This is a genomic window from Micromonospora sp. L31 (assembly GCF_052068075.1).
Lineage (GTDB): Bacteria > Actinomycetota > Actinomycetes > Mycobacteriales > Micromonosporaceae > Micromonospora > Micromonospora purpureochromogenes.
Genome location: NZ_JBQHDC010000015.1, coordinates 6706 through 33529 on the forward strand (window position 1 = coordinate 6706; position 26824 = coordinate 33529).

The window sequence follows — 26824 nt, forward strand, 5'->3', positions numbered from 1 at the left end:
ACACGCAGACAAGGCGGGCCCGTGAGGACCCGCCTTGCCTTTGTTGAGCGACTACCAGAGGACTTGAACCCCTAGACCACATCCGCAATCCGCAACCGTGCTAAGTGGCAGTCACCGAAAGCGTAGGACGGCGCGGAAGCCCACGCAGTCACCCATGTGACAGCTCAGCTCACGTTGCCCGCGTTCCGTGCTCCGCCCTCGACCCGGATCAGGCCGTCCATCGACACGTTGTCGGTCACCGACCAGAGGCGCTTCGCCGGGGCGCCCGACCAGAGCGGGTTGACCATGATGCCGGGGTTGCAGTTCTGCACCAGGTTGTCCCGCACGGCCAGGATCGGCCCCCCGGCCGCGAAAGCCCAGATCCCCAGGCCGGTGCCGCCCGAGACGGAGATCCGGTTGTTCGAGACGAAGACGTTGCGCATGCTGCCGATCTTGATGCCGCGGATCGTCCCCTCCCCCCGCCACCAGGCCTTGACCAGGTGGATGTCGTTGCCGGTCACCCGGATCGTCCGGCCCTGGATGGGCGGACCGGGGTGGTACGACACCCCGATGTGGACGCCCTCGGCCACCTGGTCGAAGCGGCAGTCGGAGACCTCCACGTCACCGACGGCCGTGCCGCCGCCGATCACCACCCCGCAGGCCCCGATCGACGCCTCGGCCGCGGCCGCCAGTTCCTTGCGGTACCCGGCGGCGTACCGGTCGCCGAACGCCGGCTCCAGCAGGATCCGGTCGGCGACCGAGCGCAGGTGCTTGGCCGCCGCCGACGGCGTCTGCACCGGGCGCGACGGCGGCGACGCGGCCAGCGCCGCCTCCCAGGCGCCCTGCCCGAGGGCGGAGTCGAAGCGCAGGCTGGCCCCGGGCGCCGGCAGGGCGACGTCCCGCCGGTCCCGGGCGATGTCGTCGGCCCTGCGCACGTTGACCCCCTCGCCGACCAGGTAGTCCCGCAGCGCCTTGCGACCCTCGTCGGTGTCGAAGATCCGCCCGGCGGCGTCGCCGAGGCGGCCCTTGAGCGAGGTGAGCTGCCGCTTGTAGCTGGGCAGCCGGCCCGGGTCCGCAGCCGCCAGGTCCGCCAGCCGGTGCAGGTACGCCCCGGCGCTCTGGTCCGAGCGAAGGTCCTCCGGCGTCGGCGGGTGCAGGGCGGCCAGGGTCCGCCACTCGCTCTCCGGCACCGTCGAGTTCATCCGCACGCCCCACTGCCCGACCCGGACCACGGTGTTGAAGTCGCCGCGTTCCAGCCGGTCCTCCCGGTCCAGCGCCAGCCGGCCGACCAGCTGGGTGGCCAGCTCGCCGCGGAACTTCTCGTCCTTGACCAGCTCCTGGAGGGTCAGCGAGAGCGGTCGGGGCGGGGTGCTGAACCGGCACCGGGTGACGACGGCGTGGTCCGGGTTGACCAGGAGCACCCCCTGCTGACCGTGACCGATCAGGAAGTCCGAGTCGAGCACCCGGACCCGGCCGGGCGGGGTGCCCTGGTCGTTGCGCACGGTCAGGCAGGTGCTGCGCGGCGCGGCGCCGGCCACCCCGGCCAGCCGGACGTGCTCGACGGTCACGTCCTTGCAGTTGATCGCGCTGACCGGACCGAGCCGCCCCGAACTGTCGGCCGGCCCCGGGGTCTCCACGAACAGGTGCGACACCGACACCGAGCCGCAGTTGGCGAAGAGCAGCGCGTACTCGTGGCCCTGCACCTGGATCCGGCTCGCCGGCCCGCTGCCGAGCAGCCGGATGTTCGCCCGGTTGCTGAAGGTCACCGAGGTGTTGCTGGTGTAGAGCCCGGGCGCGAAGCAGATCAGCGCGTCCCCGGCGGGCAGGGTGTTCAACGCCTGCACCCAGTCGATGCCCGGCCGCAGCGTCAGCGTCGCCCAGCCGCCGGTGCTGGCCGCGGCGAGCTGATTGATGGCGGCCTGCACGGTGGTCGCCCCGGCCAGCGACGGCCGCCCGGTCGGGTCGTACGACACCCGGTCGGCGCGGGAGAGGCTTGCGGTGAAGGTGAGCGGCAGGTGGGCCGGCTGCATCGCCTCGTCGAGGAGCTGGGCGGTGACCTCCTGGGTGGCGGTGCCCGAGTCGAGCTGCCAGGCGCAGCGGGCCCGGCCGTCCATGCCGGTCTCCACGGTGACCGTGCTCGCGGTGGTCGCGCCGGCGGTCAGCTTCCCCTGGCCGATGGTGACGGTGAACCGCACCCGGGCCTTGGCGACCGGTTGGCCGCCCGTGGAGACGCCCACCACCAGGTCGTGGCCGAGCGGCACCAGCGTCGCCGGGCTGTTCGGCACCGGCACGGCCTCCTGGCCGTCCCCGCCGAGCAGGCTCAGGGTCAGTTGACCGGTGAGCGGGGCGAAGACCGGGCGGCAGTCGCGCAGCACGCTCCACTGGCTGCCGTCGTACCCGAGGACGCCCAGCCGGCCGTGGGCCCGGCGCGGGCCGTGCGGGGTCTGCGGCAGCGGCGTCGTGCCGGTCCTCGGCCACTGGACGTCGTGCACCGCCGAGCGGGCGGGGAAGGACCACCAGTCCCCGGTCCGGAAGCTGCCCGCCGCGCCGAACCGGATCTTGATGCCGAGTTCCAGGTCCAGCTCGGCGCCGCCGGTGGGGATGGTGCCCCGGCCGTCCCAGCGGCGCACCCGGGGCCGCCGGGGAAAGTCGGCGCGGTTCAGGCTGCCGGTGGCGGTGGCCGGGCGGATCACGATCCGGTCGCCCTCCACCCGGTCGACCTGCACCAGCGTGCCCGGCGTCGCGTTCTGCTCCCGGGTGTCGTCGGTCAGCTCCACCCAGGACCCGTTGGCGAAGCCCGCGCTGCCGTCGCGGCCAGGCACCTTCACCGTCAGCACGTCGACGTCGATGCTCTCCCAGGTCGCCACCGTGGAGCCGTTGTCCCGGGACCACACGTAGGTCGCCGCGCCGGGAGCGCCGCCGGCGAGGATTTCGACCCGGTAGCACTGGTTGTCCAGCCCGGTGTACGGGGAACCGGTCGGGATGACGCAGTCGCCGCCCGGAGCGCCGGTGGGATCGGCGCGGACCGCGAGGGTGCCGGTGGAGCCGGCGGTCAGCTCGGCCCAGCCGGGCGGGGTGTCGGCGCACCCCACCGGGGTGTTCGGCGGGCCGGCCTGCACCAGCCGGACCTGCCAGACGGTGCGCAGCCGGGTAGCGGTGTCCGGGCCGCCCAGGGCCACCTCGCGCAGGCTGGCGTCCTCGATGGCGGTGACGTGCTGCGACCAGGCCTGGAGCCAGGCCACGTAGACCCCGGCGGGGACGGCGGCGCCGGCGGCCAGCCAGGTGCCGTCGAGCTTGCGCACGAACGGACCGGCGGCCGGCAGGTCGGGCTGGGCGAAGACGGACACCTGCGCGTCGTTCTCGCAGAGCACCCCGTCGAGGTAGTAGCGGCCGGCCGACAGCTTCAGGTCGCCGCCGCCCCCGGTCAGCGCGAACGCCCCGTTGGCCAGCGGCGCGCCGGCCGGGCCGACCAGGTCGGTCAGCGCGGTCGCCCGCAGGTGCGCCTGGATGTCCTGCTGCTCGTTCCAGTCCGCGTCCAGGTCCACCCGGCCCTGCTGTTTGCGCACGCTCGTCGCGTGCCGCCGCTGGTCGAACGTCGAGCGGCTGATGTCGCCCTTCATGGTGTGGTTCCTCCGGTCGGCAGCACGGGCAAGGGAGATGCCACCCGCCCCAGCGGCAGGTACTCCCGCAGGGCGAGGGCCAGGTTGTTGAGGCGTTGCGGGGTGAGCGCGCGTCGGAACGCGCCCATCTCGGCACCGGACTCCGCGCCGCTGCGCAGCTCGGCGGCGGCGGTCTCGGCGAGCCGGCCGTACGTCGCGTCCCCGTACCGGGTGCTGGCGAAGGCCGGCCCGACCCGGGTGGCCACGTCCGGGTCGCCGGGGCGGGCCTGCACGGCCAGGTCCGGCTGGCAGCGGTAGCGGCGCGGGGTGACCGAGCCGGGCCGCAGGTAGCTGAACCGCAGGTACCCCTGCTGCCGGCGGGCCACCGTGACCACCCCGTCGAGCAGGCAGTCCGTGGCGGTCAGCACCCGCGCGCCGGTCGCGCCGAGCACGGTCACCCCGGCCAGCTCGACCTCGGCGTCCGCGGCGCCGATCCCGCCGTGCACCAGGGTGTCGGTGACGGTGAGCGGGCCGTCGCCGACGGCCAGCGACCCGGTGACGCACCGGTGCAGCGCCACCTCGACCCGCTCGTTGCCGGCCGCCACGGTCAGCCCGGTCGCGCCGGGCCCGACCGTGCAGTGCCGCAGCTCCAGCCGTCCCAGCCCCGGGCCGCCGGCGGACGGCGCGGCCACCGTCACCGGGCCGGCCACCAGCAGGCCGTCGACGACCAGTTCGCCGGGGCGGTCCCCCGCGCCGGCGCCGGTGACCGCCAAGCCGCCCAGCAGGCAGGGCCGTACCCCGACCGGGTCCAGGTCGGTCTGCCGGCGGGGCCGGTCCGGCGGCCGGGGCCACTGGGCGGCCAGCAGGGTGAGCCGGCTGCCCTGCCCGACGCGCACCGAGACGGTCTCGGCGTAGCGGTGGCTGTCCAGCAGCACGATCCGGCCGGCGGTGCCGGGATGGGCCGCCTGCCAGTCGTGCCAGGCGGTGACGGCCTCGCCGAGCGAGGCGACCACCTCGCCCGCGCGGGGCGGCTCCGTCGCGCTCACCCCGAGCTGCCAGTCCACCGGGCCGCCGGCCGGGCCGAGGTCGCCCCGGCGGGGGTACGGGCCGGCGCCGACGTCGGCGCTGAACGCGTACCACCAGGAGAGCGCCAGGCGGTGCACCGGCCGCCCGGCGGCGACGGTGACCCGGCCGAGCACCGGGTCGACCCGGACCAGGCTGCCGGTGGGCAGCTCCCACCCGGTCAGGTCACAGATCCGCAGGTGTTCCAGGGGTACGGCGCGCAACTCGTCCGCCGCGGTCGGCTGGATCCACACCACGAAGGAGGGATCGTCCTCGCGGAACCAGCGCAGCTCCTCCGGGGCGGGCGGCGCGGCGGAGCCCAGCGCGGCCAGCTCGTCGCGCAGCGGGCGGCGGCGCAACGGGCCGGGCACGTTCGCCTCGTCGGCGCGGTGGTCGATGTCCGGCTCGGTCACGGTCGGCCCGGTCAGCTGCCGCCCCACCCCGACCGGCTCGATCCACCACCGGCCGTCCGGCGGGTCCGCCGCCGGGGCGGCGGTGGCCCGGTCCAGCCGGTACGACGGCAGCGGCCACACGTACATGCCGATGTTGGGGATGTTCGGGCGGCCCTGGCCGGCACCCATCGCCCGCACGTCGACCGTGCGGCAGACCGGTTCGAACGGCCCGCCGACCAGTTCCAGCGGCCCGGCGGCCCGGATCGCCGCGGTGGCCGGCGCGGTCTTCGGGTGGTTGACGTGCTGGGTGATCACCAGCCGCTCGAAGAACTCGACGGCGGCGGTGCTCCAGCCGGTGTTCGCCCGGGTCAGCTCCTCCAGCGCGGCGGCGGTGCCCTTGCGGCGCCGGAACCGGATGGTGTCGGCCACCCGGGCCCGGTCGGAGAAGGCGGCCGCGTCGGGCAGTGGGTGCAGCCGGCCCGCGCCCACCAGCTCGCCCAGGTAGGGCACCACCCACTCGGCGCAGGTCTCCACGAACCAGTCGTCGGAGAGCTGGTCGACGTCGGCGCCGAGCCGGGCGGTCTGCTCGGCCATCACCTCGACCAGGGCGCGCAGCACGCCCCCGGCGGCCTCGTCCGCACTGCGCAGCGCGGCGGGCAGCAGCCCCCAGATCTCCTCGGCCCTCACGATGCCTCCAGCAGGGTGACGTCGCCGGCGTCCGCGGTGAGCAGGTCGGCGGGGAGCAACAGGTCGCCGGCGCGGCGGGCCGGCGCGGCCACGATCACGTCCGCCCGGCCCGGGGGCAGCTCCGCGTCGTGCAGGAGTTCCAGCACCACGCCGGCCACCCCGGACACCCGGTGCAGCAGGGCCTGCACCTCGCTGGCGCGTACCGGTTGGGCGTAGTCCCGGGCGGCGAAGGACAGGCCGGCGACCAGGGCCGCGCGGGCCGCGGCGGCGACCGCGACGAAGCGGTGGCCGGGGGCGACCAGCAGCCGGGCGGTCACCGCGACCCGGCGGCGGCGGTGGCCGAGGATCCGGACCGGCACGGCGGGTTGCCGGGCGGCGTCCAGCGCGCGGAGCAGGTCCGTGCGCAGCTGCGCGCCGTCCGGGATCGCGGCGCCGTCCGGCCCGGCGACGGTGAGCAGGACGATCTGCCGCTCGCCGTCCCAGACCAGGTCGGCGCGGGCCTTCCCGACGCCGGCGAAGGCCCGTGCGAAGTCCGCGTGGTCGTCGAGGGAGACGACCCGGCCGAGGGTACGCACCGCCAGCGGCGCGTTGCGCCGTGCCCGGTCCACGTTCTCCGGGTCGTCGGCGCCGGCCGCCGGGACGGGGTTGGTGACCTCCATCAGACCCAGCGGGCGGGACAGCGGAATGGTCAGCCGCCCCGCCGCCAGGTCGGCCGACCGGCCGATGCCGGACCGGTAGGTGGCCACCACGTTGTCCTGCCCGGTGGGCAGCCGGGCGCCGGTGCGGCCGTCGCCGAAGGTGACGGTGACGGTGCCGTCGTCGGCCCGGCGGACGGTGTAGACCCGGGCGGTGGGAGCCTGGCCGAGCAGCGCGGGGACCTCCTGCCAGCGGACCCCGTCCACCCAGACCGCCAGGGTGGTGCGCGCCCCGCTGGCGGTGGCGGCGGGTACGTGAGTCAGTGGCGCGTGCCGGAGGGTGAACCGCTGGAACGCCTGCCGGGCGTCGCCGCCGCCGAGCACCTCGGCCCGGCTCTCGCCGTGCGTCGCCTTCGCCACGTTGCCGAGCACCCGGACGCTGTCGCGCCGGTAGGTGTGGGCGATGGTGCTGTCGAGATCCACCGTGGCCGGGCCGCGCACCCGCAGCACGGTGACCACCTCGGAGACCGCCGCGCCGGTCGGGTCGACGCCGGTGAGCACCAGCCGGCGGCCGGGTGCCAGGCCGGGCGTCGGGCGGGCCAGCTCCAGGGTGGCCACCTTCGCCAGCGGGGCGGTCTCCGGTCGCGGGGCCACGGCGAGCTGCCGGCTGTCGCCGAGCACGGTGGTGCTCCGCCGGGAGAACGTGTTCGAGTCGCCGCCCGTGACGGTGATCCGGGTGGTCCGGGCGGCGATGCCGAAGTCCGCCACCGGCACCTCGGCCACCGCGCTCACCCACCGCACCTGCGCCGCCCCGGCGGTCTCCAGCACCACCCAGGAGCCGGCCAGGATCGCCGGGTACGACTGGTCCAGGTGCAGGTTGCGGTCCGCGGCGGCGAGCGGGGCGTCCGCCCAGCTGTCCTTGCGGGCGGCGTACGCGCCGGGCAGCACCTGGTTGCTGGTGCCCGGGTTCAGCTCGCCGACCCGCAGCGCCACCGGCAGCGCCGACCACGGCTGGGCGTTGAAGCCGAACAGCGCGGCCCGCTGCGCGAGCAGGTGCACCTGCACCCCGGTGACCCGGGGGCGCAGCTCGACCGGGAGGACCTGCGCGGCCAGCGGCGCGTCCAGCGTCACCACCGTGTACGCGGGCACCGCCTGCCGGCCGTCCCCGCCGGCCTGCGGCGCGGGCAGCACCGCCGTGGCGGCCCGGACCCGCCGCACGTCGAACCAGTCCGGGCCGAGCACCAGCAGCACGCTGCCGGCCGGCAGGACGGTGTCGGCGCCGGCCAGCGTCAGGGTCTCGTCGCCGGGGCGGGGCGGCCGGGGCTCGGTGACCTGCAGCCCCACCGCGTTGAGCTCCGGCCGGGCGACCAGCGGCTCGACGGTCTCGAACACCTGCGGCAGCTCGCCGGGGCCGGGCACGCTCTGCGCCTGGCTGCCCGCCGGGATCGGCACCCCGTCCGGCGCGCCGGGGGTGGCGGTGACGGTGAACGACAACCAGGTCGTCGCGGCGACACCGGGCCGCAGCTCGTATCCGATGGCCCGGGCCAGCATCAGCACCGAGCCGCGCTCGGTGGCGGTGCCGAGGAAGCCCTCGTTGGCGATCCGCTGCTGATAGAAGGCGAGCACGTCCAGGGTGGTCGCCCAGGCGTGCAGCAGGGCCACGGCCGGGTCGTCGACCTCGCGGGTGGTCAGCCCGGCCAGCTCGGGGCGGGCCCCGAGCCGGGCGAGCATGTCGGCGGCGAAGTCCGCCTGCCGGCCCAGCCGGTAGTTCACGCCGGCCCGGCCGGGCGGGTTGGGCCCACGGCCCGCTCGTGTCGTCACAGTCCACCCACCAGGTCGAGGTGCAGGATGCCGTGCTCGGGCACGCTGGGATCGTTGTCGAGGCGGATCACCTCGGTGTCGCCCGCGCGCAGCACCCGCGCGGTCAGCTCGCCGCCGGGCGCCACCCCGACCGGGTGCAGCTCGGTGACCCGTACGTCGGTCACACCCGGGACGGTGACGGCGGCGGCGAGCAGCTGGCTGAGGTAGAGCGGCGTGCCGAAGCTGAACCGGTCCGGGTGGAAGAAGCCCCGGCTCCCGTCGGGCAGGTCCCGGTCGGAGAAGAGGTCCAGCAGGGCCCGCCGCACGTCGGAGCGGAACGCCCCGGGCGTGACGCACACCCACAGCCGCAGCTCGACCGGCAGGTCGACCGGGTCGCGCAGTTGCAGGTCGTACCCGGCCACCCGGAACCGGTCCAGCCGCCCGGCCAGCCGGCGGGCCAGCCCGGGCTCGCCGGCCAGCCGCTGCCCGCCGCGCAGGTCGAGGGTGAGGAACACCGTCCACCAGGAACCGGTCCAGCGGATCCGGGCGGTGGCGTTGTCCACCTCCGGCAGGCGCAGCGCCGCGGCCACCCAGTCGGCGGTGGTCACCGCCCGTTCCTGGGTTCCGAAGGCGACCGGGGCGTGCTGGCGGGCGTGCTCGGTGTCCTCCGGGTCGGTGCCGCCGACAGCGGGCAGCGGGTTGGTCACGGCCAGCACGCCGGAGCGCTCCGTGACCAGGGTGGTCAGGGCGTCGTGGCCGAGGTTGCCGGCCGCGCCGCCGCCGCGCCACCAGGTCACCTCGAACACCGTGCCGGCCGGTGGGCGGCGACCGGACACGTCGTCGCCGAAGCGCAGGACGACCCGGCCGTCGCCCTCGCGTTCGGGCACGAACCCCTGGTCGAACCGGTCGGCGTTGAGCAGGTCCCGGCGGGGCCGCCAACTGCCCTCGGTGGTCTCCAGCCGGATCAGCGGCAGCGCGGCGCGCGGGTCCTGGGTCAGCGCCTGGCTGGCCGGGGTGTCGGCCGGGAACGGGGTGGCCGCGGCCACCGGCTCGGCGGTCAGCAGCGGCCGCCAGCGGGTCTCCTCGGCGGGCGGGAGCTGACCGCGTACTCCGATGGCGTGCTGGGCGGCCACCACGTTGGCCCGGGCGACCGCACAGGTGACCAGGTGGTCGGTGCCGGAGCCGGCCACCGGGGCGGTCACGGTGAGCGGGAAGGCCAGCCGGTCGGCGGCGCTCCACCCGACCTCCAGCACGTTCACCCGCGCGACCGGGTCGGTGCCGGCGCGTACCGAGGTCAGCCGGACCACCTGCCGCCGCGTCGGGTCGGCGTCCGCCCGGCGCCCGGTCTCCGGCGAGGCCACCTCCTCCAGCAGCAGCAGGTCGCCGGGGGCCAGGCCGGTGGCCGGCTGGTCGAGCAGGGTCGCCCCGACCGCGCCGGCGGGCAGGCAGCAGTCCCGGCCGCCCCACACGTGCAGGGCGATCTCGTTGCGGCTGGCCCGCGGGGTGAGCGCGGTCAGCGTCTCGAACCCGGTGGCGCCGCCGGCCAGCAGCGCCACCGCGTCGGCGGCCGGCACCGCCGGGGTGGCCCGGTCGGCGGCCAGGACCGGGGTGCCCGCCGGGATGCCCTGGGTCTCGGCGTCCGAACCGGCGGTGACCCGCACGCTGAGCCAGGCGCGGGCGGCGCAGCCGTCGTGGACGGCGTAGTCCAGCAGCCGGGCGTGCCGGCGGACCGAGATCCGGCTGCGGGCGGTGCCCAGGTACGCCTCGGTGCCGGCGGCGTCCTGCCGGTACGAGAGCCGGTCGGCGACGTGCGCCAGCGCCTCCACCACGGTGATCAGCGGGTCGGCCGGGTTACGTTCCGCCCAGCCGGGCAGGGCCGCCACCCGGTCCAGCATCAACCGCCGGAACCCCGCGTAGTCCTTGGCGAGGTAGTTGGCCGGCGCGCCGGCCGGGCGGGGCGGCGGCCCGGCCGGGGCCGCCGGGGCCGGGTCCAGGTCGCTCGGGCAGTTCGCCTTGAAGGAGAACGTCGCCTCGGCGAGCACCGGGTCGAAGCCGGCTGGCACCCGGTCGTCCACCGCGGAGCGCACCAGCCGCAGCGTGTACGGGGAGAAGTCGCCGGCCCGGTCCACGCGGACGGTCAGCTCCGCGCCGGCGGCGGAGACACTGACCACCCGGACGCCGGTGATCCGCACCCCGCCCTCGACGATCACGTTGCCGGCGGCCAGCGCGGCGCCGGTGGGTACCCCGTCGGGCTGGCCCGGCAGCGGGTGCAGGAACCCCACCCGCAGCAGCTTCTGGTCGGCCGCGTCCACCTCGATCCAGTCGATGCCGTTGAACCCGCTGCCCGGGCGGGCCACCTCGGCCCGGCGCTCGTCGTCGGTGCACCGCACGGTCATCTGCTCCCCCTCACGATGGCGACCTCGGCCGGCCGGCCGGTGGCGCGCAGCCGGTAGCCGACGTGCACCCGGACCGTGGCCTCCGCCAGGTCGACCCGGACGTCGTCGACCTCGATCAGGTCGCCGAGCCAGCGCTGCAACGCGCTGCGGGCCTGCAACTCGGCCGCGCCGACCACCGCCTCGTCGACCGGGGCGAAGAGCAACTGGCCCAGGCCGGCGCCGAAGTCCGGCCGGTTCACCCGCTCGCCGGGCGAGGTGAACAGCACCGCCTCGACCAGGTCGGCGACGTGCCGCTGCGGGCTCGCCAGCCCGGAGCGACCCCGGTTGTCGGGACGCCAGGGAAAGGCCGGGTAGGTCACGACGCCACCGCCCTGATCTGGAAGCCGGCCACCGTCGGTGGCCCCTGCGGGATGCCCTCGGCGCTCACGCCCAGCCCGACGCTGGTGGCGAGCATCGCCGGCTGGCCGTTGACCAGCACCCGCGCCGCCGGGGTGGTCCACTGGATCCGGACGCAGGGCTGGGGTTTGGTGCCCGCGCCGACCGGCACCTGGAACGGGCAGCCGGTCACCGGGTACGCGTCGGCGGCGGTCACCACCGGCAGGCCGCCCACCAGCACCCGGGAGTTGCCGGTCTGCGGGGTGACCGGCCCGGCGTGCGGGCAGGAGAGCACGGCGCCGACGTGCAGCAGCGGGCCGGGCATCAGGTCACCGTCAGCGCGGTCTGGTTGACGGCCACGGTCGGCCCGACCAGGGTGATCGAGGCGCCCTTGCCGTTGGAGATGACGATTCCGGTGTCGTTTATCGAGATCATCGCCCCGGTGAGCGTCTTGAGCAGGATGCCGCCCGCCGGCCCCGGGGCGTCGGAGACCATCACCGTGGCCTGCCCGGGGGTCTGCAGCACGATCGGCGGGGTGGGCGGCGGGGCGGCGGACACCAGGGCGGGGATCTCCGCCTTCGAGCCGTACCAGCAGCCGGTCCAGATGGGGTGGTCGGAGTCGCCCTGCTCGAACTCCACCCAGACCCCGGTGCCGGGCAGCGGCACCGCGTACATGCCGGACTGGATGCCGGCCAGCGGGAAGCAGGGCATCGCCCAGGTGGACGGCGGGAGCGTGACGTCGGGGACGGTCACCTGGATCCGGCCCTGCTGCAACGGGTCGATGTGGTTGACCACCGTGCCGCGATACTTGCCGTAGTACCTGGTCATACGTCGACCCTTCCCGAGGTGGAGATCTGGGCGTTGCGGCTGAGGTTGAACCGCTGCTTGACCTCGCCGGCCTTGACCGTGGTGGTCACGCTCTTCACCGCGTACTCGCCGTCGTAGGCGCGTCCGGCGCCGCGCACCCCGACCAGCCGGCGGCACTGCAGCAGGCGGCCGTAGCGCAGCACGTCCAGCGAGCCCGAGCCGGTGATCACGTTCGCCGACTGGGCGGCGCGGGCCAGGCCCCGGGCGAGGGTCTGCACCACGTCCATCCGGGCGGTGGCGTCGTCGGTACGGCTCGGGTCCGCCCGGCCGATGTTCATCCGCCGGTACGACAGCGGGATCGGGATCTTGCGGCCCAGCGGCGGGTTCAGCGGGCTGACGTCCGGCACCGGCAGCGGGATCGGTACCCGGACCTGCTCCGGGAACGCGGTGAGCAGGTAGACGGTCTTCTGCACCCCGTCGAACGAGAAGGACAGCGACTCCACGTTGGAGAAGGCGTCGGCGTTGACGGTCAGCGCCGGCTGTGCCCGCCCGGCCCGGACCTCCGGCCCCCAGTACGCGGTGTTCATCCCGGGCGTGGGACCCGGCTCCACGTAGAAGGTGTAGCCGACCTCGTCGGCCAGCTGCGACACGTACGCGAAGGTGGTGCCGCGCACGGCCGGGACCCGCTGGATCGGGTTCGGGGCGAACACCAGCACGCTGGGCACCAGCATCGGCACCACGCCGTACGCGGCGAACGGCGCCAGCAGGGTGAGCACCCGGGCCTCGGCGGGCATCGGCATGGGCAGGCCCGACAGGTCGATCAGGTCCATCATCTGGCTCACGTCGACCCCGGTCAGAGTCAGCGTCGACGCGCCGGCCTCGTTGCTGCGGGCCACGTCGTGGCGGGTCACCACGCCGTCGGAGAGCACCTGCGGGCGGCCGTCCAGGTGCAGGACCAGCAGCACCCGGGTCGGCGGGTCGAGGCTGCCGTCGGCGAGCATCCGCTCCACCAGCGAACCTCGGCCGAGGGCGAACCGCAGCTGGAAGCCGGAGCGCTGGCCGGCGTTCTGGGTCACCTGCGCCTCCTGCAACGCCTCGACGAGTTCGTACGGGGCGGGCCCGAAGGTCAGCGGCCCGACCAGCAGTTGCAGCCGCACTCCCCTAGGCATCGCCGGCTCCGGGGAACCCCTCGGGCAGCGCGACCCGGACCACCCGGCCCGGCTGCTCCAGCTCGGCCGGGTCGAAGGCGCCGTTGGCGTCGCAGAGCTGCCAGAACGCGGTCGGGTCGCCGACCGTACGGGCGGCCAGCAGGTCGACCCGGTCGCCGTCGGCCACCTGCTCCCAGCCGGCGGTGGCGAGCCGGTCGGCGGGCGGCACGAACCGGCGGCGCAGGTGGACGACCTCCTGCCCGGTGTCCGGGTCCACGGTCACCGCGGTGCCCACCGTGGCGTACCGGCTCTCCGGCGCGATCGTGCCCCCCACCGGTACGCCGGCGGTGCTGCCGCCGGTCGCGGCGAGCAGCGTCTCGGCGACCCGGCTGCGGGCGGCGACCAGGGCCGGGTCGGTCTCGGGCGGCAGCGGCGCGGTCACGGCAGCCGGTCGATTCCGAGGTCGGTCAGCCGGCCGCCGCGCGCCCGGCCGGCGAGCTGTTCGAGCTGCTGGTGGGCGGCCATGGCGAGGCCACCGGCCCGGCCGGCGGTGCCGACGTCGTTGACCGTCAGCACCCGCAGGCCCAGCCGGATCTTCGCGCGGATGGGGTTCAGCATCGGGTCGAACGCCTCCTCGGTGATGGTCAGCTCGGTGATCCGTACCGGCCAGAGCCGGCGCCGCCCGAAGGCCAGCAGCACCAGCGGCGCCGGTGGCGGCACCACCTCCAGGGTTCCGGCGGCCAGCAGCGCCGCGGCGTCCTGCACTGCGGTCAGGCTGGGATAGGCCAGCGACTCCAGGGCGGCCAGCTGCGCGGTCAGGCCGAGCTCCACCGCGTCGGCGTTGGACCGCGGCTCGGCGAGCTGGTCGGCGGCGTCCAGTTCGGCCTCCAGGGTGAGCGTCTGCACCGGCGGTCCGGTGATCCGCAGCGCCTCGCCCTTCGCGCCGCCCTCGGCGCCGCCGGTCTTGAGCTGGAAGCCCCGGGTCAGCGCGTCCGGGTTGTACTGCAGAGTGATCACCCGCCGGGTCCGGCCGCTGTCCGGGTCGAGGACCACCAGGCCGGCGCGGAGCAGGCGGGGGCTGAGCGGACTGGTCACGGGGTGCCTCCTGTCGAGGGTCGGCGCCAGCGGATCCGCTCCGCGACGGCCCGGGTGATCCGCCCCTGCAACTGCCGGGGGTTGAGCCCGTCGAAGGTCAGCGAGCAGTTGGTCAGGTCGGTGACCCGGATCTGGCCGGTCTGCAGGCCCAGGCCGGTGAAGAGCAGGTTCACCCGCGCGACGGTCGCGCTGCTCAGGGAGATGGGCCGCAGCGCCCCCGGCTGGTCGCTGCCGTCGGCCGCCCGGCTGATCCCGCCGCCGATCCGCAGTCCGAGCAGGGCGTCGGGGGCCAGGACGATCTCGTTGGCGCCGCCGAGCGGGAGGGTGATCTCCCGAGGGTTGTTGACCGACAGATCGGCGTCGATGTTGCGGATCGCCAGCCGTCCGGGCGGCGACGGTTGGTCGCTCTGGACGTCGGCGATGGTGTGCAGCAGTTCGTCCCGGGACTCCGGGGTGGGCCGCAGCAGCCGGTTCAACCGGATCAGGTGCTCTTCCCGGGCCGGTCGGACCTCGCCGGTGGGCAGCCGCCAGCGCAGCAGGTCGACGGTGTTCGGCTCCTGCGGGCCGAGCCCGGACGGGTCCGCCACGGCGGGCAGGGTCACCCGGTAGACGAGTTCCTCGCCCTCCATGGTGAACCGCCCCGGTGTCCACCACGGCAGCGCGCCCGTCATCCGCCGGTAGTCCAGCGCCCCGTCGTGGAACGCCAGCCGGGCCTCCCAGGTCCGCTCGCCCCAGACGAACCCGGAGTGCACCACGTCGAAGTCCAGCCGGCCGTTGAGGCTGTCGAGGACCTCGCTGAGGTGGTACGTGTTCAGGATGCGCAGCAGCCCGTCCCAGGCGGCGGCCATCTCGCGGCGGCGCTGCTGGTTGGTGGTCGGGGCGGGGGTCGGGCTCGGCCCGCCGCCCAGCAGCATGCCGAGGTCGAGCGCGAAGGTGGCGTCGCGGACGTCCAGCGAGGGCAGCTCGCCCGCGCCGGAGGTGATCTCGTGGGTGAGGTCGCCGAGCAGGCCGCGCTGCACGAACACGTACAACCCGATGCCGTGGTCGACGAAGGTCAGGCCGCTGATCTCGCCACCGGTGGCGGTGATGGTGGCGGGCGGGGGCCCGCTCGGGCCTAGGCCGGCACCGCCCTGCTCGTAGCCGATGGAGGTGAACCGCAGCCCGTACTCCGGCCGGTCGTGGGGCGCGCCGAGCAGGCGCAGCTCCCGTCGGGCGTCGGCGGTGACCTGGGCCCGGATCGCGGTGAGGGTGGGTTGGCGCAGGTTGAGTCGCAGGCCGCCGTGGTCGAGGAAGTCGACGGTCAGCCCCGCCGCGCCGAAGTCGGCGGTGCCGTCGGAGAGGAAGGTGCCGATGTCGAAGCCGACCCGGGGTGCGCTGATCGCGCCCAGGTCCAGCCCGCCCATGATCCGCATGCCCTGCGCGGTGTGGGTCGGTTCGACCAGGAAGCCGTCCAGCGGCGGGGTGGGGCGCAGCCGAAGCTCGCCGAGGACCGTCTCCTGGTCGGTGGCCAGCCGGATGGTGGTGCCGTCGCCGAGGTCGACCAGGAGCCCGCTGGCCCGGGTCTGCCCGACCACCAGCTCGCGCAGCAGCAGCCGGCGGAACCGGCCGCCGGGCGTGCCCGGCGGGTGCAGGTCGATCCGGGCCCGCGCGCGGATGTCGAGCAGGGTGATGGCGCCCTCGCCGGGCCGGATGCGCAGGCCGAGGGACTGGCCCTGCCAGTCGAGCGCGTCCACCGACACGGTCGCCAGCCGCAGCCCCGGGCCGCCGTTCGCGCCGATGTCGATCCCGTCCGGGCGGATGCTGACCAGGCCGGTGTCCAGTCCCTCGAACTGGACGTGCTGGGTGTGCTCGCCGGGGTTCGGGCCGGTGCCCAGGTGCCCTTCCGCGCCGGTGACCCGGGCCTCGACGTGGCCGCCCCGGCCGAAGGCCAGGGTGATCTGGGCGGCCGACAGCGCGGCGTCGACCCGCAGCGCCGCGTCGACCCGCCCGGCGATCTCCAGCCGGGTGGCGCCGGTGGTGATCCGGCCGGCGACCAGCCCCGCCGCCCGCGACCAGCGCAGGCCGCGCACGTTCACGTCGAGGATCTCCAGCGGCGGCAGGTCCGGCTGCCCGGCCGGGGTGGGCACCGGGCGGCCCAGGCCGACGTCCAGGACCCCGCTGCGGTAGCGCAGGTCCCGGCTGGTGATCCGGTCGATGTGCAGGCGCTCGACGAGCAGTTCGGCGTCGCCGGGCGGCCGGACCTGCCCGTCGGGACCGGTCCGCTCCGGGGCGCTGTCCCAGCGGCCGGTGACGGTGAGACCGTCCAGCACGGTGGGGCCGTGGGAGACGATCCGGCCGTCGCCGGCCCGCCAGTCGATCCCGGACAGTTCGATCCGGGACGGGCCGATGTCCTCGAACCGCAGCCCGCCGGCGTGCTCGGTGACGATCCGGCCGCCCAGCCCGGCCCGGCGGACGGTGACCGAGCCGTCGGGGGTGCGCAGGGTGGTGTCGGCGAGGGTGACGCCGCTGAGGGTGATCTGCTGGCTGTCCGTGGGGTCGCTGAGGATCCGGCCGGTGGCCGGGTCGACCCGGTGCGCGCCGGCCCGGATCAGGTCCACCGTGACGGCGGCGGCCGGGCCGACGGGCTGGCCACCGACCGTGCCGGTGATGGTGGTCGGGCCGCCCTCCAGCGCCCGGGACAGCACACTGAACCGGAGCTGGTCAAGCTGGCCGATGCTCAGCCGGCCCGAGTAGGTCAGCTCCTCGCCGGACAGGTCCAGCTCCAGGTCCTGCACCCGGACGCCGACCAGCGCGCCGGAGACGACCTCCACGCTGTAGCCGGGCGCCGGGTCGGTGACGTCCATGCCGATCCGGTCGGCGTCGATCCGGTCGATCACCATGGTGCGGATCAGCGCGCCCCGGACCTGCCGGCCGGTGGCGGCGGGCGCGGTGCGGACCAGTACGTCGAGGCTCATCCGGCCGATCCGGGTGCTGCCCCGGGAGTAGAGGCTGCGGGTCGCCGACCGCATGGTGACCCCGGTCAGCTCGGTGCGTTCCACGACCAGGTCGGGCAGGCGCAGGTCGTCACCCTGCGGCACCACCCGGCCGTGGATCGCCTCGCCGGGGCTGCCGTCGGCGCGGGCGGGCGCGGTGAAGGCGATCCGTCCGGCCGTCGTACCCGGGCCGGACAGTCCGGTGACGGTGAGGTCGCCGACGCCGAAACCCACGGCGGCCCGGCCGGTGGGCAGGCCGGCCTCGGTGGCCGGGCCGCTCAGCTCGGCGGGGAGCAGGCCGCCGCCGGTGACGTCCAGGTCGGCGCGAGCGCGCAGCCGGTGGGCCTCGATCCGGTCCACGGTGGTCGCGCCGCTGCGGACGTCGGTGGCGGTCACCTCGGCCACCCGGATCTCGGCGCCCAGGGTGGCCGGGTCCAGGCCCGCGCTCAGCCCGCTGACGGTCAGCCCGCCGACCGACAGGCCGAAGTACCGCCGGGCCCGTTCCCGCAGCTCCTGGAACTCGCGTTCCTCGGCCGCGCTGCGGTGACCCGGGACGTACCGGCCCGCCGCGTCCACCGGCTCGGCGGGGCGGGCCGCCAGGACGCGCAGCCGGTCGAGGTCGGTCAGCCAGCGGGTGAGCTCGGCGCGGCGCGCCGCCCACTGCGGCTCGTCGGGCAGCGCAGCGAGCTGGGCGGCGACCTGCTCCCGGGTGGGCAGCTCGGCGGCGGTGACCCGGAGCGCGGGCTGCCCGTCCGCGCCGGGCAGCAGTCGTACGCCGGCGGCGGTGACCGACGCGGTGCTGCCCCGGGCGAGGGTGGCGGCGTCCGGGGCGGTGCGGTCCCGGCGGAACCGGGCGATCAGCTCGTCGTCGGGCAGGTACTCGCCCGACCGGGAGGGCACCGAGCCCTCGGCGTGGATCGGGTCGATCTCCAGACCGGCGGCCTCGACCCGGCCGGTCAGCCCGGTCACCCGGATCCCGCCGATGTCCAGGGTGCCGCCCGCCGTCTGGCGGAGCTGGTCCGAGAGCGCGACCAGGCGACGTCGTTCGGGCTCGGTCAGCGACTCGGCGTTCCAGCGGTGTCGGGTCTCCAGCCGGTGCAGCTCCCGCTCGAGCGGCTCCAGCTCGGTCAGCTGCCGGGTCACCTGGCTCAGCCGGTCCTGCAGCGCGGCCCGTTCGGCGACCGTCGCCCGGCCGAGCCGTTCGCGCAGCGAGTCCTGCTCGGCGCGCAGCCGGGCCGGCAGGCTGTTGCCCAGCCCGATCAGGGTCCGGCCGACCTCGATCCGGCCGACCTGCTGCATCCCGGCGAAGGAGAGCCCCTCGGCGGTGGCGCTGGCGAAGCTGACCCGCAGCGAGTGCAGCATGGCGACCGCGTCGGTGGCCCGCTCCCCCACCGTGCGCGGCGGGCGCATCACCCCGTCGGTGAGCAGGCCGATGGTGGCGTTGGCCAGCGGCGTGAAGATCTCCCCGGCGCTCAGCGAGGCGAACTGGCGGGCCAGGAAGGGCGCCCCGGCCGTGTACGGGGCGAGCAACGCGTCGCTGATCTTCGACAGGAACGGCAGGCCGCCGTAGAAGGAGATCACGTTGTGCAGCAGGTGGATCAGCGGGTCGATCAGCGGGATACCGATCCAGCCCCGCCGGCTGGGCTCGGTGACGTCCTCCCGACCGGTCGCCCCGGCCCGGAAGGCCAGGCTGGACAGGCCGAAGCGGGTCAGCCCGAGGATGCCGCCCGGCAGCGAGTCGCTGGCGTAGACCACGTCGGAGACGCTCAGCCCGGTCATTCCGGCCTGCGCGCCGACCGGCCGCTCGTAGCCCCGGTCGGAGAAGGAGGCCACGATGTCCAGGCCGGTGAGGACGACCCGGCCGGTGCGCAGGGAGCTGCCGGTGAACGTCCGGTTGAACCCGTCGAGCTCCAGCCGGGGCAGCCGGACGCGGAGGATGCCCTGCCGGGCGTCGACCGACGCGGACAGGTGGTTGGTGTGCGCGCGGTCGGTGTCACTCAGCCGGGCGCCGCCGAGGTCGCCGCTGATCCACTGCGCGTCGTGCAGGTCGAACTCGCGGAGGGTGACCTCCTGGGTGAACATGCTCAGCCCGGTCCGGCTGAGGAAGAGCAGCTTCAGCCCGACCGCGACCAGCCGGGCCAGGTCACCGACCACGGTGGGCGCGTCGTCGGTGCGCAGCGTCTCGGGTTCGAACGAGGGCCGCAACCGGGCGTGGTAGAGCCGCAGCTGGTCGACCAGCTCCCGCAGGCCGGGGACCTGGTCGGCCCGGACGTCGCGGGAGCGCAGGAACACCCAGCGGCGGTCGTCGAGGGCGTACAGCTGGACGATCAGCGAGCGCAGCTCGGTGGCCCGGTCCGCCCGCCACAGCCGGTCGTCGCGCAGCCGGTCGCGGAGCTGGTCGCGGGCCTCGATCCGGCGCGGGCCGGAGATCGCGGTGACCGCCAGGGAGGCCCGCATCTCCGGGGTCATCGCCGAGCGCATCCGGGCCCAGCGGTCCGGGTCCTCGGCCTCCAGCCGGGCCTGGTCGGCCACCGGCAGGTTCCGCACCAGCTGGAAGGCGAGCCACGCCTCGCGCGGGTTGACCGCCCAGTCGGTCAAGCCCACGGCGAGCAGCTGGCGGGCCTGCCGTTCCAGGTGGGCGGGGTCCCGCAGGGCCAGCAGGTCCAGCACCTCGGTCCGCCACATCTCGTGGGTGAGGTGGGCGTCGGGCAGCGCGTCGAGGATCCGGTCCAGGTCGCGCAGCGCGTCGAGCCGGTGGACGGCGGTGCGCAGCGTCTCCCGGCCACGGGCGGCCGCTGCGCCGGTCACCGCGCCGGTCGGCTGGTCGAGGCCGATCAGCCGGCGGACCAGCGCGACCGCCCGCGGCCCGTCCAACCCGGCCTGCACCTCCCGGTGGATCTCCTCGACGACCCGACCGGCGTCGACCTGCCCGGCGCTGCGGCGGGCCGGGTCGAGCGGTTCGGCGAAGCTGCCCACCCCGGTGTACCGGCCGCCGAGGATGTCCTCGGCGGGGATGTTCTCCTCCAGCCGGGCGAACCACCGGCCCTGCTCCAGCCGCCGCCACCGGTCCTGCGCCGCCAGCGGCAGGCTGCGCACCAGCAGGTACGCGAAGCGGGCCTCGTGGTCGCGGATCGCCCAGTCGAAGACCCCGTACGACAGCAGCCCCTCGATCCGGGTCAGGTTCTGGTGCTCCTCGCGGGCGGCCAGGACGACGAGCAGCCGGGGGCCGAGGGTCGCGCCGATCCGCTTCTCCTCCCACGGCAGGTCGTCGAGGAGCACGTCGAGCCGGCCGGCCTCGTCGAGCCGGCGTACCACGTGGCGCAGCCGCGCACCGGGTTCCGGCGGGCCGGCGGTGGCCGTACCCGCGCCAGCCGCGCCGCCGCTCGGCGCGGTGGCGGCCGCGCCCCCGGCGGTCGGCGGCGCGGTGGCGAGCGCGGCGAGCAGGTCCAGCGCCGCCGGGGCCCGGTGCTCGCCGATCAGCCGCTCGGCCCGCCGCGACACCGTCCGCAGGTCGGCGTCCCCGTCCAGCCGCCGGCTCTCGTCGTCGACCCCGCCCAGCGCGGTGAGCTGCGCCCGCAGCGCGGCGGCGTCGGTGCCGCGTGGCGTCCGCTCGGCCACCAGAGCGTGGAAGAAGACCTTGCGGTCGCCGTTGAGCAGTTCCCGCAGGACGCTGTCGCGCAGCGCGCGCACCACGTTCAGCGCCGTGCGCCGCTCGACCGGGCCGAGCCCCTCGGTGCTCAGCCCGTGCACGTTGCCGGCTTCCAGGACCCGCAGCAGGTAGGGCGTCTGGCCGCCGAGCGCGGCGAGGGCGGCGCCCGGGTAGAGCCGGTGGTGGTCGTCGTCGAGGTTGCGGGCCAGGTCGGTGCGGCGGTTCGCGGGCAGGCTGTGCACCAGGTTGCGGGCGACCAGGAAGGGCATCGTGTCGAGCACCCGCAGGCAGCCCCGCACGTCGTCGCCGGAGACCCACAACCCGTCGAGCAGGTCGATCAGCCGGGCCCGTTCCGCGCGGTAGCGCCGGTCGACGATCTCGCTGAGCTGCGACTCCAGCAGCCCGGTCTCGGTCTCGCTCGCCGCCGCCGTGCTGGCCGGGGGCGCCGGGGCGGTGCTGACGGCGCCGGTGTCGGCGGCGACCGCGCCGGTGGGCAGCCGCGCCGCCGGCGCCCACAGCGGCCGGCCGGCCGCGGCCGCCTCGGCGAGCTGCCGGGCCTCGGCCTCCGGGTCGGTCCGGTTCGGGTACGCCCCGGGCGCCGCGCTGGCCTGCGCCAGGTGCCCGAGTTCGTGGGCCAGCAGGGCCCGCCCGGCGGCCCGTCGCGGGTCGAAGCCGGGGGCCAGGTAGAGCGCGCCGTCGGCGAAGAGGCCCCGGGCGCCGTGGTTGCCGGCCCGGCGCCCGGCGTCGCCGAGGTGCACCCGCACGGCGTCCGGCCGCAGGCCCAGCGCGGGAGCCCACCGGCCGACCAGGTCACTGGTCAGCGCGGCCAGCGCCTCGTCCCGCGCCGGGGCGTCGTCCCGGTCCGGGGCCGGCGCGGCGTGGACCGCCGCCTCGCGCTCGGTCATCGGCCCGGCTCCGGGTGTCCGGGGCGGCCCAGCCCGGCCCAGATCGCCTCGGCCAGGGCGGCCGGCAGGTCGGCGTCGGGGCGGGCGCGCAGCGGCCCGGGCGCGGGGGCGGTCCTCGGCAGGCCCCGGTCGGTGAGCAGCCTGGTCAGTGCCACGGTCACGGCGGCGGCGAGCGCGGCCCGGTCGGGCACCTCGACCCCGGTGAGGACCAGCTCGCGGACGTCCACCTCGATGTTCATGTCCACAGCCCCGGGTCCGCGGGTCGGTCGTGCTTGGCGTACTCGGCGGCGACCGCGTCGAGGACGTGTCGCATCCCGATCAGGGCGCCGTCGCCGGACGCGACGAGCGCGGCGCGCAGGGCGATGGTGTGGATGTCCCCGCCGGTGAGGTCCAGCTCGGCCAGCCGGGCCAGGTCGAGGCCGTCGGTGGCCAGCCCGGGCGGGAAGGCCCGCCGCCACAGGTCGGCCCGCTCGGCCGGGCCGGGGTGTCCGAACGGGACCACCACCCGCAGCCGGCGCAGGAACGCCGGGTCGATCGCGGTGCGCATGTTGGTGGTCAGCACCGCCACGCCCCGGTACTGCTCCATCCGTTGCAACAGGTACGACACCTCGATGTTGGCGTACCGGTCGTGGCTGTCCTTCACCTCCGAGCGCCGGCCGAACAGCGCGTCGGCCTCGTCGAAGAGCAGCACGGTGCCGCCGCGTTCGGCGGCGTCGAAGATCCGGCGCAGCTGCTTCTCGGTCTCCCCGATCCACTTGCTCACCACGGTGGCCAGGTCGATGCGGTGCAGGTCCAGGCCGAGCGCGCCGGCCACCACCTCGGCGGCGAGGGTCTTGCCGGTGCCGCTGGGCCCGGCGAACAGCGCGGTGACGCCAAGCCCTCGGGCGGTGCGCTGCCCGAACCCCCGCTCGGCGAGCAGCACCCGGCCCGCGGCGGCGGCGGTGAGCTGGCGCAGCTGCTCGCGCGCCGGCGCGGGCAGCACCAGGTCGTCCCAGCCGGCCCGGACTTCAATCCGCTCGGCGAGGCCGTCGAGGTCCCGGCGTACCCCGGCGCGGACCAGGTCGCGGGCGGCGGTGACCGGATCGGCGCCGGGCCGTCCGGCGGTGGCGAGGATGTCGCTGTGCGCCAGGTCGAACTCGCGGGCCAGTGCGGCGGCCGGTCCGCCGGTGCGGCCGGGCAGCACCAGCCGCCACAGCTCCCGCTGCTCGTCGCGGGTCGGCCGGTCCACGACCGGCCCGACGCCGACCCCGTGCAGCGGCACGGCCCGTGGGGTGGAGACCAGGACGTCACCGATGATCCGGGCCAGCAGGTACTCCACGGTGGTCAGCAGCTCGGGCGGCTCGTCGCCGGCCAGCTCGACCACCAGGACCGGGTCGGCCAGTACCACCTCCCGGTTCCACAGCCGGGCGAAGGCGTCCCGGTCGGTGACGGCGCGGGGCAGGTCGACGGCGGAGACCCGGTGACCGGTACGCCGCACCGTGGCGACGGCCAGCGCGACCACGTCGGTCCGGTCGGCCCGGTCCGGCCCGCAGATCCGCAGCGCGCGGCGGCCGGCCTGCCACGCCTCGGCCAGCTGGGTCGCGGCCCGTCGCCGGCTCGCCGGCAGGGTGGCCGGTGGGGCGGGCAGGTCCGCCAGGTACGGCCGGAGCCGCTCGTCGAGGCGGCCGGCGCCGCGCACCTCGTGCAGGATCCGCTCGTCGGGACGGACCGGGGCGTGCGGCAGCGGGCCGTCACCCAGCTCGACCAGCCGGGCGGCGCGCAGCGGCCGGTCGGCGGCCAGCGCGTCCCAGTGCGGGCCGGGCAGGGTGTCCAGGCACCAGGCGAAGGTGGGGGGACGGTCGAGCAGCCCGAGCTCCCCGGCGATCGCGGCGACCAGGACGTCGCGTTCGAACCCGCTGAGCCCGAAGCCGGCGGCGATCCGGTCCAGCGCAGGGCAGCCGGCCGGCGGCGGGTCCGCCGGTTCGCCCTTGAGCAGCAGTCGGATCCGGTCCACCTCGGCGGGCAGCCCGTCGTCGGCGGTGGCGGCGACCGGCGGGGCGGGCCAGCGGGCGGCGGGGCGCGGGGCGGGCATCACAGCACCACCGACGGTCCGGTGTACCGGCCGGCGGGGTCGGCGGTCAGCGGGCTGTCCACCCCGTCCACCCGCAGCCGGGCCAGGTACGTGCCGGCGGGCAGGTCGCGGAAGCCGAAGCGGATCCGGTCGGTGCCGTCGGCGCCCGGCGCGACGCCGTTGCCGGGCGGTGCGGGCAGCACGGTGCCGGTGCCGCCGGTCAGCGAGAGGGTCACCTGCTGGGTCGCGCCGACGCGCGGGTCGACGGTGACGGTGACCGCGCCGGTGCGCAGCGGCACCCCGTCGACGGTGCGGGTGGAGTCGACCACCACGTCGCCGGGCGCGACGGTGATCAGCGGACGGTAGGTGACCGGCACCGCGTCCGAGCTGAGCGCCGGTCGGGGGCTGGGCGGGTCGCCGAGGTCGACCGCGTGCGTGACGACCAGTCCGGAGATCCCGGCCGGCACCGGCCGGTCGAAGGCGGCCAGCGGCACCCGCAGCTCCCCGGCGGTGGCGGACGCCGGGCTGGCGCTGGCCGCGCCGATCCGGATCCGGGTGTCCCGGCCGGACAGGTTGCGGCCGGTGACCACCAGCGTCGCCCCGGCGGTGACCGGGGTGCCGGTCGGGCCGTCCGCCCGCACCTGGTCGACCTCGGGTCCGGCGACGTCGACGGTGCCGGCGGTGACCGCGCGGACCGGCAGCGGTTCCCGCGCGCCGCGCACCGGGTCGATCAGCACCACCGAGACGTCGAAGAAGACGCTGGTCCGGTACGGCGCGCTGAACGCCGACCAGAGCCGGAAGGTCTCCTCCCCGCCCGGGCTGTTGGTGGTGGTGAGCCGCAGCTGCTCGAACTGCTCGGCGAGGCGGGAGTCGGCGACCGGTGCGGGCAGGGTCGGGTCCGGCGGGTCGGGCGCGAGGGACCGGCGGATCGCCGTGCGGGTGAGCACCGGCGTCTCGTGCAGCATCGCCAGCAGGTGCCCGAGCAGGATCTCGCTGGTCAGCGGGTCGTGGCCGTAGACGCTCGCGACGTAGTGCAGGTCCACGCCGAGCGGCGGCGCGGCGACGTCGTCGCCGGCCGCGTCGCGCGGCGGCGGGCCGAGGTTGGCCCACGACGGGTTGCGGGTGACCCGGTTCAGGAACAGGTTGACCTGGTTGCCCTCCTGGTTGCCCACGGTCACCCGGTCGGGCGGGCCGGCGGACACGGTCACCCCGCCGACGGCCGAGGAGGCGCCGGTGGCGCGCAGGTAGGCCATCAGCTGGCCGCGCAGCACCGCGGTGACCGCGGCGAGGGCGTACGCGGTGCTCATCGTGGCCCTCCCGGGTCGCGCAGGTAGGCCTCCAGCTCGGGGGCCGGCCCCGGCTCGGCGGCGGGCGGCGGGGCGGCGGGCGGGACCGGCGGCCCGGCGGCGGCGACCGGGCGCTGGCCGGGGGCGAGCCGGACGTCGATCCGGCCGATGTGGACGTGCACGGTGGGCCGCTCCGGTGCCCGGACGGCGGCCCGGGTCACCGGTGCGACGCGCGTCGGCGGGGCGGGCGGCGCGGGCCGTACCACGGGCGCCGTGACCGGGGGCGGTGCCGGCTGCGGCGGCGGGGCCGGCGCGGCGGGCGGGGGCGGCGGCGCGGCCGGCCCGGCCGGTGGGCGCCCGGTCACCGCCCGGTCGAGGGTGACCTCCCGCAGCACCCGGGTCGTCTCCTCCCGGGTGACCGGCGGGGGCGCGGCCGGGCGCGGCGGCGCCGGCTCGCGCGGCGGGGCGGCGGGGACGGCCGGCACGGCCACCGGCTCGACCGCCGGCGCGGTGGCCGCCGCCGGCGGCCCGGGCGGTGGCACCGGCGGTGGCGCGGCGGCGGGCGTCAGCGTGCCGGGCGGCGCGGCCGGCGCGGCCACCGGACGGGTCGCGGGGCGCGGTGGTACCGGGGCGTCCCGCTCGAGGTCGTACGCCTCGAACCCGCCGCCCGGCTCGGGCTGCTCGGGCTCGAACCGGCCGAGGGTGCGCGGCTGGAGCCGGTGGGCGCTGCCCACGGCCAGGGCGGCCAGCGCGGCCAGGTAGCCGGTCATGACACCTGCTCCAGGTACGCGGCCCGGCGGTGCGGGCCCAGGCCCAGCACCTCCGCCTCCGACCAGCCGTACGCGCGGGCCAGCCGGTGCACCTCGCCGAGCAGCCGCCGGACCCGGGCGTCGGCGGCCTGCCACGCCCAGGCGGGCAGGTCCAGCAGGGCCTCGGCGGCGGTGCCGCAGGCCGGGCAGGTCAGCGCCACGGCGACCACCCCGAGCGGGTCGCGCTCGGCCATCGCGGCCGACACGGCCGGCAGCAGCTCATCCGGCTCGCCCACCGGCGGCTCGGCGGCGACCAGACAGCGCTGGAGCAGCCGGCGCTCGGCGGCCGCCGGGTCACCCGCGCGTGCCGCCTCGGCCAGGTCGGCCGGAGTGGGCAGGCGCAGCGTCAGCCGGTGCCCCCGCCAGTCCAGGGTGAACGTGCCGATGTCCGGTTCCGGCGCGGCGGCCAGCAGCTCGGCCACGGTGAAGCCCACCTCGAGGCGTTCCGGGCAGGCCGGACAGTCCATGATGGTCTCCACCCGCCCACCGGTCCAGTCCCCCGCGGTCCGCAGCAGCAGGGCCGCCACCGCGCCCACCGGCAGCCGGTCGGCGTCGGGGCGGCCGAGCAGCACCAGCGGACGGTGTGCCGCCGGCCGGTCGAGCGCGTGGTCCCAGGCGGAGACCAGCTCCGCCTCGCTCAGCGGCCGCCCTCCGGTCACGACCCGAGCCGGGGCTCGGCCGGCTCGGCGACCGCCTCGTCGCGCTCCCAGCCCTCGTTCTCCAGCTTGATGTGCTCGATCGCCACCGCGTTGGCGTTGGCGTCCAGCTCCGGCAGCGCCTGGTACTCCGACACCCAGCACCGGAACAGCCGGTAGGACTGGGCGACCTGGCCGGCCTCGTTGAGCAGCTCGATGGTGATGTCCCGGCGGAAGTCGGCCAGCGACACCTCGGAGCCGAGCCCGGCGTGCAGCGCCCAGATCTTCCCGGCCCACGCGGCGAACTCCGCGTCGTGGGTCAGCCCGCGCTCCAGCGTCACCGCCTCGAACTCGCTGCGCCCCGGCGACTTGCGGCTGGTGGACGGGTCGCCGCCGTCGCGGTGCTTGACCACCTCGGTGGTCCGCTTCAACGCGCTGACCTTGCTCACCCCGGCCACGTACCGGCCGTCCCACTTGACCCGGAACTTGAAATTCTTGTACGGGTCGAACCGGGTCGGGTTGACGGCGAACTGCACCATGACT

17 protein-coding genes are annotated in these 26824 nt (G+C 76.3%); all 17 read right to left on the reverse strand.

Annotated features, from left to right (window positions below):
• Positions 1–164 precede the first annotated feature (164 nt).
• From ACTMS9_RS27780 to ACTMS9_RS27860, 17 genes are read right to left on the reverse strand one after another with little or no spacing between them, the layout of a single operon-like run.
• The gene (locus ACTMS9_RS27780) at positions 165–3599 is read right to left on the reverse strand and encodes a DUF6519 domain-containing protein (protein ID WP_441166382.1); all 3435 of its coding nucleotides are present in this window, start codon (positions 3597–3599) and stop codon (positions 165–167) included.
• Positions 3596–5719: a phage tail protein gene (locus ACTMS9_RS27785; RefSeq protein ID WP_441166383.1), complete on the reverse strand. Its 2124-nt coding sequence runs from the start codon at positions 5717–5719 to the stop codon at positions 3596–3598. The genes ACTMS9_RS27780 and ACTMS9_RS27785 overlap by 4 nt, the downstream gene beginning before the upstream one ends.
• Entirely contained in the window at positions 5716–8175 is a 2460-nt protein-coding gene (locus ACTMS9_RS27790; RefSeq protein ID WP_441166384.1) for a putative baseplate assembly protein, read from the reverse strand. The genes ACTMS9_RS27785 and ACTMS9_RS27790 overlap by 4 nt, the downstream gene beginning before the upstream one ends.
• Positions 8172–10550 carry a baseplate J/gp47 family protein gene (locus ACTMS9_RS27795; protein WP_441166385.1) on the reverse strand — a complete coding sequence of 793 codons (2379 nt, stop codon included), beginning with the start codon at positions 10548–10550 and terminating at the stop codon, positions 8172–8174. The genes ACTMS9_RS27790 and ACTMS9_RS27795 overlap by 4 nt, the downstream gene beginning before the upstream one ends.
• A complete protein-coding gene (locus tag ACTMS9_RS27800; RefSeq protein WP_441166386.1) occupies positions 10547–10909 on the reverse strand; it encodes a GPW/gp25 family protein in 363 nt (120 codons plus the stop codon). The genes ACTMS9_RS27795 and ACTMS9_RS27800 overlap by 4 nt, the downstream gene beginning before the upstream one ends.
• Positions 10906–11250, reverse strand: a complete 345-nt coding sequence (locus ACTMS9_RS27805) for a hypothetical protein (RefSeq protein WP_441148587.1) — start codon at positions 11248–11250, stop codon at positions 10906–10908. Before ACTMS9_RS27805 ends, ACTMS9_RS27800 begins: the two co-directional genes overlap by 4 nt.
• Positions 11250–11753 (reverse strand): phage baseplate assembly protein V, encoded by a 504-nt coding sequence (locus ACTMS9_RS27810; protein WP_179805109.1) that lies wholly within the window; start codon positions 11751–11753, stop codon positions 11250–11252. Before ACTMS9_RS27810 ends, ACTMS9_RS27805 begins: the two co-directional genes overlap by 1 nt.
• A complete protein-coding gene (locus ACTMS9_RS27815) occupies positions 11750–12901 on the reverse strand; it encodes a hypothetical protein (RefSeq protein WP_441148588.1) in 1152 nt (383 codons plus the stop codon). Before ACTMS9_RS27815 ends, ACTMS9_RS27810 begins: the two co-directional genes overlap by 4 nt.
• Positions 12894–13322 carry a hypothetical protein gene (locus ACTMS9_RS27820; protein WP_441148589.1) on the reverse strand — a complete coding sequence of 143 codons (429 nt, stop codon included), beginning with the start codon at positions 13320–13322 and terminating at the stop codon, positions 12894–12896. Before ACTMS9_RS27820 ends, ACTMS9_RS27815 begins: the two co-directional genes overlap by 8 nt.
• The gene (locus ACTMS9_RS27825) at positions 13319–13975 is read right to left on the reverse strand and encodes a hypothetical protein (RefSeq protein WP_154936630.1); all 657 of its coding nucleotides are present in this window, start codon (positions 13973–13975) and stop codon (positions 13319–13321) included. Before ACTMS9_RS27825 ends, ACTMS9_RS27820 begins: the two co-directional genes overlap by 4 nt.
• Positions 13972–21501 carry an eCIS core domain-containing protein gene (locus ACTMS9_RS27830; protein ID WP_441166387.1) on the reverse strand — a complete coding sequence of 2510 codons (7530 nt, stop codon included), beginning with the start codon at positions 21499–21501 and terminating at the stop codon, positions 13972–13974. The genes ACTMS9_RS27825 and ACTMS9_RS27830 overlap by 4 nt, the downstream gene beginning before the upstream one ends.
• Positions 21498–21740: a hypothetical protein gene (locus ACTMS9_RS27835; protein WP_441166388.1), complete on the reverse strand. Its 243-nt coding sequence runs from the start codon at positions 21738–21740 to the stop codon at positions 21498–21500. Before ACTMS9_RS27835 ends, ACTMS9_RS27830 begins: the two co-directional genes overlap by 4 nt.
• Positions 21737–23572 (reverse strand): ATP-binding protein, encoded by a 1836-nt coding sequence (locus tag ACTMS9_RS27840; protein WP_441166389.1) that lies wholly within the window; start codon positions 23570–23572, stop codon positions 21737–21739. Before ACTMS9_RS27840 ends, ACTMS9_RS27835 begins: the two co-directional genes overlap by 4 nt.
• The gene (locus ACTMS9_RS27845) at positions 23572–24858 is read right to left on the reverse strand and encodes a DUF4255 domain-containing protein (protein WP_441166390.1); all 1287 of its coding nucleotides are present in this window, start codon (positions 24856–24858) and stop codon (positions 23572–23574) included. The genes ACTMS9_RS27840 and ACTMS9_RS27845 overlap by 1 nt, the downstream gene beginning before the upstream one ends.
• The gene (locus ACTMS9_RS27850) at positions 24855–25607 is read right to left on the reverse strand and encodes a hypothetical protein (protein ID WP_441148594.1); all 753 of its coding nucleotides are present in this window, start codon (positions 25605–25607) and stop codon (positions 24855–24857) included. Before ACTMS9_RS27850 ends, ACTMS9_RS27845 begins: the two co-directional genes overlap by 4 nt.
• The gene (locus ACTMS9_RS27855; RefSeq protein ID WP_441166391.1) at positions 25604–26305 is read right to left on the reverse strand and encodes a hypothetical protein; all 702 of its coding nucleotides are present in this window, start codon (positions 26303–26305) and stop codon (positions 25604–25606) included. The genes ACTMS9_RS27850 and ACTMS9_RS27855 overlap by 4 nt, the downstream gene beginning before the upstream one ends.
• The gene (locus tag ACTMS9_RS27860; protein ID WP_088961863.1) at positions 26302–26820 is read right to left on the reverse strand and encodes a phage tail protein; all 519 of its coding nucleotides are present in this window, start codon (positions 26818–26820) and stop codon (positions 26302–26304) included. The genes ACTMS9_RS27855 and ACTMS9_RS27860 overlap by 4 nt, the downstream gene beginning before the upstream one ends.
• Positions 26821–26824: the final 4 nt, after the last annotated feature.